Below are 13,967 nucleotides of genomic sequence, written 5' to 3' on the forward strand. Positions count from 1 at the left end.
GCAGGGTTCGGGCAGTGACGGCTGAGGACGTGGTGCGGGCGCTCGCAGACCGCGGTGCGACCCTCGCGACCTGCGAATCCCTCACCGCTGGACTCCTCGGCGCTGCGGTCGCCTCCGTGCCGGGCGCTTCGGCAGTGCTGCGCGGGGGCCTCATCACCTACGCCACTGATCTCAAGGCATCTCTCGCGGGCGTGGACGAGTCCCTGCTGCGCGAGCACGGACCCGTGCATCCGGAGGTGGCGCGCCAGATGGCGGCAGGAGCCCGCACGGCCTGCGGCGCGACCGTCGGAGTCGCCTGCACCGGAGTGGCGGGCCCGGACTCCCAGGACGGTCATCCGGTGGGGCGGGTGTTCATCGCGGTGGACGCCGGCACCGATCCGGGAGCAGTGCGAGAGCTCGCGCTCGAGGGCGACCGCGAGCGGATCCGGACGGCGACCGTCGAGGAATGCCTGTCCACCGTGCTCCAGGTGCTGCGGCGGACTTCGGATCGTGAGTCCACCCGATCGGCAGGTCGCTCTGAGGGATGTGTCAGGGGTCGCCTGTAGAGTTGTGGGAACAGAATCCGGACCGCATCGGTTATGCACTCTGTCAACCACCGCGGCGACGAGTCCGGTCGGATGTTCGGCGAGAAAGGATCCGCATGACTCTTCTGCGAATCGAGCTAGGCGATGCGCTCCGCACTGCACGCCGACGCCAGGGCCGGACGCTGCGTGAAGTGTCGTCCGATGCCCGGGTGTCGCTCGGCTACCTCAGTGAGGTCGAACGCGGTCAGAAGGAGGCCTCCTCGGAGCTCCTCGCATCGATCTGCGGAGCCCTCGACATGCCGGTCTCGATCCTCCTGCGGGATGTGAGTGATCGCTTCGCGCTCGACGAAGGCGTCGCGATCCCGGACACGGTGCCGGTCGAGCTCTCCCGCCGCGTGCTGTCCGAGGACCCGCTGGCGGACGGCCGCGCCATGGCGAGCCGGGTCTGATCCCGCACCGTGCGTCACGCGCTCTACTGGGAGCTCATGGAAGATGAGTTCGGCCGTGTCCGGGCCTCGTCGCTCCATACGGACCTCGCTCTCAGCACCCTGGGCTCCCGCACCCCCGCACAGGCCTTCGAAGCCGGCAGCGGTCCACGCGAGGTGTGGGCCGCGGTCTGCGATGCGGCCGGTGTGCCGGAAGAGCGCCGACTGGGCCGGGACAAGCCCAACTCCGCACCCCTGTGACCCGGGGTCGCTGACCAGAGGCGGGAGCACGAACGGCCTCACCTGCTGCGCGCCGTCCCACTGGGGCGGCGCGCAGCCGTGGTCCGGGGGCGACACGCCCGCTTTGACGTTCGAACACGTGTTCCCATTGGGTTACTCTTGAACCGGCCGCGATGCGTCGATCCGCCTGGGGACGAAGGGCGCGGCCGTGCACAGATTCGAAGCGCTCGCGGTGCCGTGTCCGTGCAGGTGCCTACGCTGGTACCGACAACCACGGCAGATCCGCTGGAGGAGGAGACATGGCAGGGAAGAACACCCGCACGCCGCGCACAGCAGGTGCGGACAAGGCGAAGGCGCTCGAAGCCGCGATGGGTCAGATCGACCGTCAGTACGGCAAGGGCGCGATCATGCGACTGGGCGAGGAGACGCGCGCACCCATCGAAGCGATCCCCACCGGGTCCGTCGCACTGGACATCGCGCTGGGGATCGGCGGTCTTCCGCGCGGTCGCGTGGTCGAGATCTACGGCCCGGAATCATCCGGCAAGACGACCGTGGCGCTCCATGCCGTCGCGAGCGCCCAGAAGGCGGGCGGCATCGCCGCATTCGTCGATGCCGAGCACGCGCTGGACCCGGAGTACGCGAAGAAGCTCGGTGTGGACACCGATCAGCTGCTCGTGTCGCAGCCGGACACGGGTGAGCAGGCACTGGAGATCATGGACATGCTGATCCGCTCCGGTGCTCTGGACGTCATCGTCATCGACTCCGTGGCCGCGCTCGTGCCCAAGGCGGAGATCGAGGGGGAGATGGGCGACTCGCACGTGGGCCTCCAGGCACGGCTCATGTCACAGGCCCTGCGCAAGATCACCGGTGCTCTCGCCAGCTCGAAGACGACCGCGATCTTCATCAACCAGCTGCGTGAGAAGGTGGGCGTCTTCTTCGGGTCTCCGGAGACCACGTCGGGCGGCAAGGCACTGAAGTTCTACGCATCCGTGCGTCTGGACGTCCGCCGCATCGAGACGCTGAAGGAGGGCGGCGACGCGGTGGGCAACCGCACGCGCGTCAAGGTCGTCAAGAACAAGATCGCCCCGCCCTTCAAGCAGGCGGAGTTCGACATCATCTACGGCCAGGGGATCTCCCGCGAAGGCAGCCTCATCGATATGGGCGTCGACAACGGGATCGTCCGCAAATCCGGTTCGTGGTTCACCTACGACGGCGATCAGCTGGGGCAGGGCAAGGAGAACGTGCGCAACTTCCTCCGTGACAACCCGGGTCTCGCGGAGGAGATCGAGCTGAAGATCAAGCACAAGCTCGGCCTCATCATGGAGCCCGCGGCAGATGCTGCTGATTCCGTGGAGGAAGACGCAGCCGACGCACCCGTCGATGCCGTTCCGGCTCCGGCCGACGCGGAGTTCTGACCCGATGGGGGAGCCGGACGACCGCACGTCGCTGCTCGACTCCCTCCAGCGGGCGATCGACGCGGTGCCTGATGCCCCCCGTGCCGATCCGGTCGGGGCCGGCGACGCATACAGCGCTGCCGGCTCCGCGGACGCAGCGGAGGACGACGACCAGGCTTTCGGCGAGGCGACGAAGCGGGCCTACGCGATCCTCGCGCTGCGCGACCACAGTCGCACGGAGCTCAGGCAGAAGCTCATCCGCAAGGGGTGTGAGGAGCCCATCGTCGACCGGCTGCTCGTGAGTCTCGAAGAGGCCGGTCTCCTGAACGACGCGCGCTTCGCGGAGCAGTTCGTGAGGTCGCAGCGGGATGGCAGGGGAAAGTCGCTCTCCGCCATCAGCCGCGCTCTGCGGGACAAGGGCGTGTCGGACGACGACGCGCGCGACGCACTGGACGACCTGGGGGACGACTTCCCCCTGGCCCTGGCCGCAGCCAGGAAGAAGGCGGCCGGGACTCGCGGACTCGCTCATGAGGTGCGCCTGCGGCGGACCCTCGGACTGCTGGCGCGTCGCGGCTTCGGCGGTTCCGTCGGACGCCGGGCGGCTGAGCAGGCGCTCGCAGAGGAGCCCGGCGAAGCTCAGTGACGAGACGCGTCCTGTAACGGATTGGTGACAGATCGTGCATCAGCCGCAGCAGGAGAGATCGTCGCTCGTAGGCTGGTCCTTCCACGGATCGACGATGGCGTTCGGTCTGTGCGTCCGCGAGGAACAGGAACGACGATGTCCGCAGACCATGTCCGTGCCGCGCACTCACGCAGGCACGTCGACGACTTGCTGCCTCCTGACTCCGCAGAGCTCCTCACACCCCGAGCAGCCGCCTACTTCGGCCTGCCGGAGTCTGCCCTGCTCGTCACACAGGTGAGCGTCTACGCCGACGGCAGCGGCGCGATCCTCTCGTTCGGGACCGACCCCGCAGGGGGCGCGCACCAGCAGAGGACCGGCCGTGCAGACCACGTGTTCGTCTCCGTCGTCTCCTCCGATACGGAACCGCGCGATCACTCGCTGGACGCCGTCCGTGAGGAGTATGACCACCCCGGCGTGCGCATCGTGCCCCTCGACTCCCCGGGCTGGACCTATGCGTACTCCGCGATCGTCGACGCCGGATCGCTGTTCATCGGCGGTGCGGTGACGCGGTTCGTGAAGATCGACGGCACCGCGACCCTCGCGGTGGCCTTCAGAGGTGTCAACGGCCCCCTCGACCACGCGGCGGCTCGCGCGGTGGCGGATGACGTCCTCGCCGCGGTCGGGTGGTCGGACGGCGGGCGCTTGAGCTGCCTCGGCATGTGAGTGATCACCCCGCCTGATCGCCGCACCTGTGCGCGCGAGCACCTGCGTCCTCCATCGGTAGGATGGTCCCGCCATGACTGAGATCTCTCCCACCGCCCTCGCACCTGCTCCTGCGAACCCGCAGACGTACGAAGTGAAGACGTACGGCTGTCAGATGAACGTCCACGATTCTGAACGACTGTCGGGCCTGCTCGATGGCGCAGGGTATGAGCCTGCGGTGGTCGGAGAGCAGGCGGACATCGTCGTCTTCAACACGTGCGCGGTGCGCGAGAACGCGGACAACCGCCTCTACGGCAACCTCGGCAGGCTGTCCCACGTGAAGGAGCAGCGACCGGGCATGCAGATCGCCGTGGGCGGGTGCATGGCGCAGAAGGATCGCGACGAGATCGTGAAGCGGGCGCCGTGGGTCGATGTCGTCTTCGGTACCCACAACATGGGGTCCCTGCCCGCTCTTCTCGAGCGTGCCCGGCACAACGCGGAAGCGCAGGTGGAGATCCTCGACTCACTCGATGTGTTCCCCTCGACGCTCCCGACCCGCCGTGAGTCGACCCACTCCGGGTGGGTCTCCATCAGCGTGGGGTGCAACAACACCTGCACGTTCTGCATCGTCCCATCGCTGCGGGGCAAGGAGAAGGACCGGCGGCCGGGGGACATCCTCGCCGAAGTCGAGGCGCTCGCGGCGGACGGCGTGGTCGAAGTGACCCTCCTGGGCCAGAACGTCAACTCCTACGGAGCGGAGTTCCGCGACAAGGGGGCGTTCGCGAAGCTGCTGCGCGCGGTCGGCCGTGTGAAGGGAATCGAGCGGGTGCGCTTCACCAGTCCGCACCCCGCCGCCTTCTCCACCGACGTGATCGATGCGATGGCGGAGACGCCCACCGTGATGCCGCAGCTGCACATGCCCCTGCAGTCCGGCTCCGACACGATCCTCAGGTCGATGCGACGGTCGTACCGCTCCTCACGGTTCCTCCGCATCCTCGAGCAGGTGCGGGAGCGCATCCCCCACGCGGCCATCACGACGGACATCATCGTCGGCTTCCCCGGAGAGACGGAGGAGGACTTCGACGCCACACTCGACGTCGTGCGCGCCGCCCGCTTCTCCCAGGCCTTCACCTTCCAGTACTCGATCCGTCCGGGCACCCCCGCGGCCACCATGCCCGATCAGGTGCCCAAGGAGATCGTGCAGGAGCGGTTCGAGAGACTCGTCGCGCTGCAGGATGAGATCTCCCACGACCTGAACCGAGAGCTCATCGGCACCCGGCAGGACGTGCTGGTGCACTCGCTGCCCGATGCGCAGCACGGGCGGTTCTCCGGCCGTGCCGAGGACCACCGCCTCGTGCACGTCGGAGTGTCGGAGGGCGCACCCGTGCCCCGTCCCGGCGACGTGGTCTCCGTCGTCATCGACGACGCCAAGCCCTACTTCCTCTTAAGCGACTCCGGGTATGCGCTCCGGAGGACCGGTGCGGGCGATGCATACGACCGTGCGCAGGCGGATTCCTGCGGTGCCCCCGCAGCGGGTCCGGGACAGGCCCCCGCGACCACCGCACTCGGGATGCCGACTCTGCGTGCGGGCCTGGACGGGTGACCTGACCGTGCTCGTGATCCCCGGCACCGCCCTCCTGCTGGAGGGCGTCGACCATCGCGAACCGACCGCGATGCGGGAGTTCCGCACGGCGCTGCACCGCCGGCTCGGCCGCGCGCAGACGTGGCGGGTCGCGGTTCCCAACGGCCCGGTTCCGCCACTGCTGAGCCTGGGCGGCCTCGGGATCGGGGTCGGAGTCCGAATCGACCGCACCGAAGGCGGATGCGTCGTGGACCCCTCGTCCGTTCTGACGGGCGAGGACCTCGCCGTCGAGGTCCGGAGGCTGCGCGCGGACGGGTCCACCGCGGCAGCCCGTGACTGCGAGATCCCGATCGGTGTCGCGGTCGCCGTGCTCGTCGCGCTGGAGGCGTCGCGCACCGTACGCCTCGTGCCGACGTCCCCAGCCCGCTTGCCCCTGACAGCGGGTCAGACGGAGCCGCTGCTCGTCCCCATCGACTTCTCCGGGGCGGCCCACCCCGACGCCCCGCTGGAGCGTCGCCCCGGAGCAGCGGAGTTCGACGACCGGCTGGAGCGCGCGCTGACCGGGCCCATCGACACTTCCGTCCTGGCGATACTCCACGGCGAGACTGACGCTGCGGCTGCGTGCACGGACGCGCTGGCGGCGGTGGACCTCGCAGGCGCGCACGGGACGGCTGTCGCGGCCGTCGACGTGCACCACGTGCGGTATCGACTCATCGCAGTGGACCCCGCAGAGGCGGTCCCGGAAGCCTCCGGTACGCGGGTGGGCCGGATGGCGCAGTCCGCGAAGCAGCGCGCATGACCCGTCCTCTCATCACGGTGGTCGGCCCGACGGCAACGGGGAAGTCCGACCTCGCGATCGCACTCAGCCGGCAGCTCGGCGGAGAGATCGTGAATGCCGATGCACTGCAGCTGTACCGCGGGATGGACATCGGCACGGCGAAGCTCCCGCCTCACGAGCGCGGCGGGATCACCCATCGCCTCATCGATGTCCTGGACATCCACGAATCGGCGAGCGTCTCGGAGTTCCAGCGGCTCGCGCGGGAGGCGATCGGCGACATCGAGGCACGGAGCGGACAGCCGGTGATGGTCGGCGGCTCCGGACTGTACGTCCGTGCGGTCACCGACGACATCCGCTTCCCCGGGACCGATCCGGACGTGCGCGCGCGTCTGGAGGCGGAGGTCGCGTCGCAGGGAGCCGCCTCCCTCCACAGCCGGCTGCGCGCGCTCGATCCGCCGGCTGCGGACACGATCGCGCCGGGGGACTCGCGCAGGATCGTCCGCGCACTCGAAGTCATCGAGATCACCGGTTCGCCGTTCACCGCCCACCTCCCGGACTACACGTATGTGCGCCCCACAGTGCAGATCGGGCTCGTCCTCGACCGGGATGTCCTGCACCGCCGGATCGAGGATCGCGTGCATCGCATGTGGGAAGCGGGGTGGGTCGACGAGGTCGTCGGGCTCCGCGCCCTGGGGCTGCGCGCCTCATCGACGGCCGGTCAGGCGATCGGCTATGCGGAGATCGCGGCACACCTCGACGGCACCATGACGCGCGCGGAGGCGATCGACCGGACCATCATCCGCACGCGGCAGTTCGCGAAGCGCCAGGTGACGTGGTTCCGCCGTGATGCCCGCGTCCACCTCCTGCCCGCAGACGCCCCCGACCTCGTGGAGCGAGCCCTGAGCCTCACGTCGTAGACTGCGCGCGTGAGCACAGCCAGGGTGACCAAGGGACACGGAACAGCCAACGATTTCGTCCTCATCGACGATCCGGACGCCGGCGAGCGGCTCGACGCGGAAGCCGTGCGCGAGCTGACCGACCGGCGACGGGGGATCGGTGGTGACGGGCTCATCCGCGTCGTCCGGTCGAGCGCGCTCATGCACGGCGACCAGACCGCGCATCGTGCCGGTGATGCCGCTGCTGCCGGGGCGGAGTGGTTCATGGACTACCGGAACGCCGACGGGTCGATCGCGGAGATGTGCGGGAACGGTGTCCGCGTCTTCGCGCACTACCTCGTGGAGAACGGGCTCGTCGACGCCTCTGCGCCCATCCTCGTGGGCACGCGCGGCGGCGTGAAGACCGTCACCGTCGTTCCGGATCCCGCCGGCGGACCCGCACCCTGGTACCGGGTCGACATGGGAGCCTGGGACCTGCCCGCGGCGCGGACGGGGGATGTGGAGCGCGGCGCGGACTCGATCGTCACGACCCGCGGCACGGACGTCGCCCGCCCCGCGGTGAGCGTCGACATGGGGAATCCCCATACCGTGGTGGCCCTGCCCTCCCTGCACGAACTGATCAGCGCCGATCTGGGAGCCGTCCCGGACGTGGACCCCGTCCCGCCGCACGGGACGAACGTCGAGTTCATCGTCGTCGACGCCGATGGCGACGACGATCCGCGCACCGGTCGCCTCCGGATGCGGGTGCACGAGCGCGGAGTGGGGGAGACGATGGCATGCGGCACGGGTGCGTGCGCCGCCGCGCTGGCCGCCCGCTTCTGGGCAGGTCACGACGGACCCGTCGACTGGACGGTGGACCAGCCGGGTGGACCCGTGCGGGTCGAGATCGAAGCCGACCGGGTGTTCCTGTCCGGGCCCGCAGTCCTCGTTGCCGACGTGACCCTGCTGGACTGAGCTCTCTGTCGCGTGACGCGACGGGCGGACCGGCTCGAGTGACGCGCGGTTCAGGCGGAACGATCGACGCGGAGGACGCGGAATCCCTTCGCCGTGGCGATCCGCTCGGCTGAGAACTCCGCTCCCGGTTCGGTGTCCAGCCACCGCAGGAGCGAATCGGCGCCAAGCTTCTTCGCGACGACGAGGTGGGCGCTCGCATCCGGGAGCAGACGTGGCAGCCACGTCAGGAGCATGTCGTGCAGCGCCGCCTTGCCCACCCTGATGGGGGGATTCGACCAGATCGCGGAGAAGCCGAGGTCTGCGGGAACATCGGCGTCCGTCACCGCGTTCACGTTCGTGAGACCCAGCGCAGCCGCGTTGTCGGCGGTGAGCCCGAGCGCCCGCTCGTTGACGTCGAGCGCCCACACCCGCACAGCCGTACCGGCCTCGCGCGCTCGGAGAGCGGCGTCCAGGGAGATGGGACCCCAGCCGCATCCCAGATCGAGCAGATCACCGCTCGGCGGCTCCGGGACGTGATCCAGCAGGACACGCGTGCCGGTGTCCACGTGCTCGGGAGAGAAGACTCCGCCGGCGGTCGTGACGTCGACGTCACGACCTCCCAGCCGCACGGAGCGGTCCCGGCGTTCGGCTGCACTGGCGGGTGCCGCGGAGAAGTAGTGATCGGCCATGGGGGAAGTGTAGGCGCTGTGGGAGAATGGTCATCCATTGCAGAGAGGGAGTACATGACGCAGATCGATGACGGGGCGACCCACCCCGACGCGGCCGAACCGGACTCCACCGGTCGGAGCGACGAGGGCGGGGACCGAGTGATCGACCGCATCCTCGGCCGGGCCTCGGCGCTGGACGCGGGAGGCGTCTCGCACGATGAGGCGTCGCAGCTGGACGTCCTCGACAGATCCGCGCTCACGAGGGTGAGCGGCCTGTCGACCGAGCTCGAGGACGTCACCGAAGTCGAGTACCGACAGCTGCGCCTCGAGCAGGTCGTGCTCGCAGGACTCTACGGTCAGGGGCGATCCGCGCATGCGGAGACGAGCCTCCGCGAACTCGCCGCGCTGGCGGAGACCGCAGGCTCCACAGTCCTCGACGGCGTCCTGCAGAAGCGCGACAAGCCCGATCCCGGGACCTACCTGGGCAGCGGCAAGGCCCGCGAGCTGCGCGACATCGTCGAAGCGGTCGGGGCGGACACGGTCGTCGTGGACACGGAGCTCGCGCCCAGCCAGCGACGCGGCCTCGAGGACGTCGTGAAGGTCAAGGTCATCGATCGGGTCGCCCTCATCCTCGACATCTTCGCGCAGCATGCGAAGTCGCGCGAGGGCAAGGCACAGGTCGAACTGGCCCAGCTCGAGTACCTCCTGCCGCGCCTGCGCGGCTGGGGCGAATCGATGTCGCGGCAGGCGGGCGGTCGTGTCGCCGGCGGCGAGGGCATCGGCTCGCGCGGTCCCGGCGAGACGAAGATCGAGCTCGATCGCCGTCGCATCCGCACGCGGATGTCCAGGCTGCGCAAGCAGATCCGGGCGATGGCGCCTGCGCGGGAGACAAAGCGCGCTGACCGCACCCGGCACTCCATCCCGTCGGTCGCCATCGTCGGCTACACCAACGCGGGCAAGTCCTCACTGCTCAACCGCCTCACGGACGCGGGCGTGATGGTGCAGAACCAGCTCTTCGCGACCCTCGACCCCACAGTCCGCAGAGCGGAGACGGACGAAGGCCGCGTGTACACGCTCACGGACACCGTCGGGTTCGTGCGGAACCTCCCGCACCAGCTCGTCGAGGCATTCCGCTCGACACTCGAGGAAGCGGCCGGCGCGGACCTGGTCGTGCACATCGTGGACGGATCGCACCCGGACCCCGGCGGGCAGATCTCAGCCGTGCGCGAAGTGCTCGCGGACGCGTCTGCCGCAGAGCTGCCGGAGCTCCTCGTCTTCAACAAGGCCGACGCCGCGGAGCCCGCCGCGCTGGCGGGGCTGCTGCTGGATCACCCGGGGTCGCTCGCAGTGTCGGCGCAGACGGGAGCCGGACTGGACGAGCTGCGTGCGGCGATCGCGCGGATGCTCCCGGCGATGGCGCACGAGCTCACCGTCCTCGTGCCGTTCGACCGCGGAGAGCTGGTGAGCCGCGTCTACGACCGGGGCACCGTCCTCGACGAACGGTTCCTCCCGGAGGGCACTCTGCTGCAGGCCCGGGTCGACGAGGCACTCGCAGCGGAGCTCGAGCCGTACCTCCAGCCCGACATGTACGCGGGTGGGGGTACCGCTCCGCAGCCGGAGGACGACGGAGAGCGGAGCACGACGCAGGAAGACGAGGGGTGAGCGACACTCCGGACCTTCTCGCATCCGCCGTCCACGCGGTGGGCGGCAGTGAGCGCGAAGGTCAGAGGACCATGGCCGAGGCCGTCGCGAGCTCCCTGGACCGCGGCAGCCACCTGCTGGTGCAGGCGGGGACGGGCACGGGCAAATCCCTCGCGTACCTGGTGCCGGCGCTCGACCACGCGACCCGCACCGGCGATCGGGTGATCGTCTCCACGGCGACTCTCGCGCTGCAGGCGCAGATCGTCGATCGGGACCTGCCCCGACTGGTCCGCGCGGTCAAGGACGAGCTCACCAGGAAGCCCTCGTTCGCAGTCCTCAAAGGCCGTCGGAACTACGCCTGCCGGCACAAGCTGGACGGCGGCTATCCGGAGGACGGGGCGGGGATGCTCTTCGACTTCGGCGCCGACGAGGCGGCCTCGCGGCGCGCCGGCGACGGGAGCGCCTCTGCGAGTGCGCTGGGGGAGGAGATCCAGCGCATCCGCTCGTGGGTGCGCACGACGGAGACGGGTGACCGGGACGACCTGACCCCGGGGGTCTCCGACCGCGCATGGTCGCAGGCATCGGTCAACGCCTTCGACTGCCTCGGATCGAAGTGTCCGGCGTTCGAGGAGTGCTTCGCGGAGATGGCGAAGATCCGCGCGGGGGGCGCTGACGTCGTCGTCACGAACCACGCGCTGCTGGCGATCGACGCGTTCGGGGACCACGCAGTGCTCCCGGAGCACTCAGCCGTCATCGTGGATGAGGCGCACGAACTGCGGGATCGTGTGACGAACGCGCTGTCCGGGACCCTCACCGCCGCGATGATCGACCACGCCGCCTCGTCGGTGCGGAGGAGCGGTCTCGTGCAGGACGGTGTGATCGGCCTGCTCGAGTCAGCGGGCACACGGCTGGAGAAGGCACTGGAGGTGGCCGAGGAGGGACTCATCGAGCGGTGGCCGGAGGCCCTCGCCGTGGGCGTGGCCCAGGTGCGCGACGCGTCTCGCCAGCTCATCGCCGACCTCGGCTCCGGTGCATCCGGCGGTGATGCGGACCCCGACGCGGGTCGGCAGCTCGCACGGGCGCGTGCGCTCGAGGTGTTCGAGGTCGCGTCGCGTCTCGCCGACGATGCGGACAACGACGTCGCGTGGGTCTCGCGCTCGACCTTCCGCGAACGGACCACGACCTCGCTCGTCGTCGCTCCGCTGTCGGTGGCCGGGACGATGCGGTCGGGGATCTTCGAGAAGTCGACCGTCGTCGCTACGTCCGCCACCCTGGCGCTGGGCGGACGGTTCGAGACCGTCGCAGGAGCGCTGGGGCTGGGCGGACCCAGTGCTCCGCGCTATGACGCGATCGACGTGGGCTCACCGTTCGACTACACGCGTCAGGGGATCCTCTACGTCGCATCGCACCTGCCGCGGCCCGGTCGGAGCGGTGCCAGCGAGGAATCGCTGGACGAGCTGGAGCAGCTGCTGCGGGCATCGGGCGGCGGCGCGCTCTGCCTCTTCTCGTCTCGAGCCGCCGCGACTCGGGCTGCCGAGGAGATGCGGGCGCGCACAGACCTGCCGATACTCCTGCAGGGAGAGGACGGGCTGGGCTCTCTCGTCTCCCGGTTCGCCTCCGACGACGAATCGTCGCTGTTCGGGACCCTCTCCCTGTGGCAGGGCGTCGACGTTCCGGGGCGCACGTGCCGGCTCGTCGTGATCGACCGGATCCCGTTCCCGCGCCCCGATGATCCACTCGTGCGGGCACGGACGGAATCCGCGCAGCGGGCGGGGGCCAACGGCTTCATGTCCGTCAGCGCCACGCACGCGGCCCTCCTGCTGGCTCAGGGTGCCGGACGACTGGTCCGCTCGACGGCGGACCGGGGAGTCGTGGCCGTCCTCGACGAACGGCTGAGGAACGCGCGCTACAGCGGATTCCTGCTCGCCTCCCTTCCGCCCATGTGGAAGACGGAGGACCCCGCGCTGGTGCGCGGGGCCCTCGAGCGCCTCCGTCGAACCGACGCCTGACGGAGGCGCGCCGTCAGGAGCCGCCCCGCGTCACTGCGGTGCGGCTCCCGGTGCGGATCAGTCCACCTTGCGGATCACTGCGACGACCACGCCCATGATCGAGGCGAAGTCGCCGTCGATCGGATCGTAGAAGCGGTTCTGCGGCAGGAGCCACTGCTTCCCGTCGACGCGCTTGAGGGTCTTGACGGTCGCCTCATCGTCCAGCAGGGCGGCGACGATCTGTCCGTTCTCCGCATCCGGCTGCCGGCGGACGACGACGAAGTCGCCATCGCAGATCGCGGCGTCCTGCATCGAGTCGCCGACGACATTCAGGAGGAACAGCTCTCCGGACCCGACGACCTGGCGGGGGAGGGCGAAGACATCGTCCACGTCCTGCTCCGCGAGGATGGGACCGCCCGCGGCGATGCGTCCGACGACGGGCACCATCGCGGTGTTGGGGGACGGATCGATGCCCTTGCGCACCTCTTCCGGTGGAGTGACGACCTCGATCGCCCGCGGGCGCTTGGGGTCCCGGCGGAGATATCCGAGCCGCTCGAGCTGGGAGAGCTGATGGGCGACCGACGACAGGGACGCGAGTCCCACGGCCTTTCCGATCTCCCGCATGCTCGGCGGATAGCCGTTGACGTACACGGCACGCTCGATCGTCTCGAGCACCAGGCGCTGGCGCTGCGTGAGCCGGCTGTCGCCCTCCGCCGCTGAGCCGCCCGGCAGCTCCACCTCTTCGCTCTGCGCCCTGCGCACCACTTCGATCTCTTCGTCGAGTCCGCTCTTGCGCGGACGCCCCCTGCGACGCTGCTGCTGTTCCGGAGTCATCGGCGTTCCCCTCCCGAGCCTGACGGCTGCCGTAATCATTCGCTTCTCACCTGCATGAACGCTGTGCTGCGGGGCTGTGTCCGTGCCTCGTGATCGACTCATCCACATGACCGCACCATCGACGTTCGATTCCCATCATCGCATATCCGTTCGATACAGGCTGGACAAATCTTCGAACGGCGTGTTCAATAGTACACGTGTTCGAAAGCATGTGGTCGGGCGTCAGCCGGACCGGATCCCCCACGGAGGTGCAGACATGAGCGCTCCCGCTCTCACCCGCTCGACAGACCGTGTCCCTGCTGTCGTCCCGCGCGATCTGCTGCGTGTCCTCGAAGGCGGCGCGGCAGCCATCGGCGCCGGGGGCACCGGTGCACGCTCGCGTCAGGTCGCGTCGCGGACGTCGTCGTCCACGACGACCCGTGAGGTCCCGCGCAGCGCCGGGGTGCCGCGGCGCGTCCGGCTCGCGCGGACGGTGCTGCTGGGCATCGTGCTCATCGCGGTGCTCGCCGGTGTGTTCGCGGCCGCGTGGTCGCCCAGTGCGGCGGCCGACGATGAGGGGGCCGCAGCCGGCACCGTCACGGTCGTGGTGTCGGAGGGCGAGAGCCTCTGGTCCGTGGTCGGGGACCGCGCGTACGACCGCGACCCGCGGGTCGTGATCGATGAGGTCCACACCCTCAACGGCATGGAGTCGAGCGTGGTCCACCCCGGGCAGAGGCTCGTACTCCCCGCGCGCTAAACTC

The 13,967-nt window shown here is 69.7% G+C and carries 15 protein-coding genes; 13 read left to right on the forward strand and 2 right to left on the reverse strand.

The features are described 5' to 3' along the window. The first annotated feature begins 14 nt into the window (after positions 1-14). From FM105_RS11515 to dapF, 10 genes are all read left to right on the forward strand, one after another. Entirely contained in the window at positions 15-545 is a 531-nt protein-coding gene (locus tag FM105_RS11515) for a CinA family protein (RefSeq protein WP_087008276.1), read from the forward strand. 95 nt (positions 546-640) lie between these two features. Further along, positions 641-973: a helix-turn-helix domain-containing protein gene (locus tag FM105_RS11520; protein WP_087008278.1), complete on the forward strand. Its 333-nt coding sequence runs from the start codon at positions 641-643 to the stop codon at positions 971-973. Positions 974-982: 9 nt separating this feature from the next. Then, on the forward strand, positions 983-1,210 hold the full coding sequence (locus tag FM105_RS11525) for a DUF3046 domain-containing protein (protein ID WP_087008280.1): 228 nt from the start codon (positions 983-985) through the stop codon (positions 1,208-1,210). Between the two features lie 278 nt (positions 1,211-1,488). After that, positions 1,489-2,604 carry a recombinase RecA gene (gene recA, locus FM105_RS11530; RefSeq protein WP_087008282.1) on the forward strand — a complete coding sequence of 372 codons (1,116 nt, stop codon included), beginning with the start codon at positions 1,489-1,491 and terminating at the stop codon, positions 2,602-2,604. Positions 2,605-2,608: 4 nt separating this feature from the next. Next, positions 2,609-3,226, forward strand: coding sequence for a regulatory protein RecX (locus FM105_RS11535; protein ID WP_179207167.1), 618 nt, complete (start codon positions 2,609-2,611; stop codon positions 3,224-3,226). A gap of 135 nt (positions 3,227-3,361) precedes the next feature. After that, a complete protein-coding gene (locus tag FM105_RS11540; RefSeq protein ID WP_087008286.1) occupies positions 3,362-3,928 on the forward strand; it encodes a hypothetical protein in 567 nt (188 codons plus the stop codon). A 73-nt stretch (positions 3,929-4,001) separates the two neighbouring features. Then, positions 4,002-5,510 (forward strand): tRNA (N6-isopentenyl adenosine(37)-C2)-methylthiotransferase MiaB, encoded by a 1,509-nt coding sequence (miaB, locus tag FM105_RS11545; RefSeq protein ID WP_087008288.1) that lies wholly within the window; start codon positions 4,002-4,004, stop codon positions 5,508-5,510. Continuing rightward, the gene (locus FM105_RS11550) at positions 5,491-6,288 is read left to right on the forward strand and encodes a hypothetical protein (RefSeq protein WP_087008290.1); all 798 of its coding nucleotides are present in this window, start codon (positions 5,491-5,493) and stop codon (positions 6,286-6,288) included. The genes miaB and FM105_RS11550 overlap by 20 nt, the downstream gene beginning before the upstream one ends. Next, positions 6,285-7,184 carry a tRNA (adenosine(37)-N6)-dimethylallyltransferase MiaA gene (gene miaA / locus FM105_RS11555; RefSeq protein WP_087008292.1) on the forward strand — a complete coding sequence of 300 codons (900 nt, stop codon included), beginning with the start codon at positions 6,285-6,287 and terminating at the stop codon, positions 7,182-7,184. Before FM105_RS11550 ends, miaA begins: the two co-directional genes overlap by 4 nt. Positions 7,185-7,193: 9 nt before the next feature. Beyond that, entirely contained in the window at positions 7,194-8,117 is a 924-nt protein-coding gene (dapF, locus tag FM105_RS11560) for a diaminopimelate epimerase (RefSeq protein ID WP_256970359.1), read from the forward strand. 50 nt (positions 8,118-8,167) lie between these two features. On the opposite strand, the gene FM105_RS11565 is transcribed toward dapF, so the two are convergent. Then, positions 8,168-8,785 (reverse strand): class I SAM-dependent methyltransferase, encoded by a 618-nt coding sequence (locus FM105_RS11565; RefSeq protein ID WP_087008296.1) that lies wholly within the window; start codon positions 8,783-8,785, stop codon positions 8,168-8,170. 54 nt (positions 8,786-8,839) lie between these two features. Here FM105_RS11565 and hflX point away from each other — a divergent pair, with 54 nt between their 5' ends. Together hflX and FM105_RS11575 are read left to right on the forward strand one after the other, a co-directional pair. Beyond that, positions 8,840-10,426 (forward strand): GTPase HflX, encoded by a 1,587-nt coding sequence (hflX, locus tag FM105_RS11570; protein WP_087008298.1) that lies wholly within the window; start codon positions 8,840-8,842, stop codon positions 10,424-10,426. Further along, complete coding sequence (locus FM105_RS11575) at positions 10,423-12,414, forward strand: ATP-dependent DNA helicase (RefSeq protein WP_087008300.1); 1,992 nt, start codon at positions 10,423-10,425, stop codon at positions 12,412-12,414. The genes hflX and FM105_RS11575 overlap by 4 nt, the downstream gene beginning before the upstream one ends. Positions 12,415-12,471: 57 nt before the next feature. On the opposite strand, the gene lexA is transcribed toward FM105_RS11575, so the two are convergent. Beyond that, on the reverse strand, positions 12,472-13,131 hold the full coding sequence (lexA, locus tag FM105_RS11580; protein ID WP_087008462.1) for a transcriptional repressor LexA: 660 nt from the start codon (positions 13,129-13,131) through the stop codon (positions 12,472-12,474). Positions 13,132-13,483: 352 nt separating this feature from the next. Here lexA and FM105_RS11585 point away from each other — a divergent pair, with 352 nt between their 5' ends. Then, on the forward strand, positions 13,484-13,963 hold the full coding sequence (locus tag FM105_RS11585; protein ID WP_087008302.1) for a hypothetical protein: 480 nt from the start codon (positions 13,484-13,486) through the stop codon (positions 13,961-13,963). The last annotated feature ends 4 nt before the right edge of the window (positions 13,964-13,967 follow it).

Origin of the sequence: Brevibacterium yomogidense, from assembly GCF_900163715.1 — a bacterium.
Taxonomy (GTDB): Bacteria; Actinomycetota; Actinomycetes; order Actinomycetales; family Brevibacteriaceae; genus Brevibacterium; species Brevibacterium yomogidense_A.

What these genes read in the sequence shown, in the direction of transcription:
- FM105_RS11520 (WP_087008278.1), top strand. Translation starts at nt 641, where the DNA reads ATGACTCTTCTGCGAATCGAGCTAGGCGATGCGCTCCGCACTGCACGC.
- recA (WP_087008282.1), top strand. Translation starts at nt 1,489, where the DNA reads ATGGCAGGGAAGAACACCCGCACGCCGCGCACAGCAGGTGCGGACAAG.
- FM105_RS11535 (WP_179207167.1), top strand. Translation starts at nt 2,609, where the DNA reads ATGGGGGAGCCGGACGACCGCACGTCGCTGCTCGACTCCCTCCAGCGG.
- FM105_RS11540 (WP_087008286.1), top strand. Translation starts at nt 3,362, where the DNA reads ATGTCCGCAGACCATGTCCGTGCCGCGCACTCACGCAGGCACGTCGAC.
- miaB (WP_087008288.1), top strand. Translation starts at nt 4,002, where the DNA reads ATGACTGAGATCTCTCCCACCGCCCTCGCACCTGCTCCTGCGAACCCG.
- miaA (WP_087008292.1), top strand. Translation starts at nt 6,285, where the DNA reads ATGACCCGTCCTCTCATCACGGTGGTCGGCCCGACGGCAACGGGGAAG.
- FM105_RS11565 (WP_087008296.1), bottom strand. Translation starts at nt 8,785, where the DNA reads ATGGCCGATCACTACTTCTCCGCGGCACCCGCCAGTGCAGCCGAACGC.
- hflX (WP_087008298.1), top strand. Translation starts at nt 8,840, where the DNA reads ATGACGCAGATCGATGACGGGGCGACCCACCCCGACGCGGCCGAACCG.
- FM105_RS11585 (WP_087008302.1), top strand. Translation starts at nt 13,484, where the DNA reads ATGAGCGCTCCCGCTCTCACCCGCTCGACAGACCGTGTCCCTGCTGTC.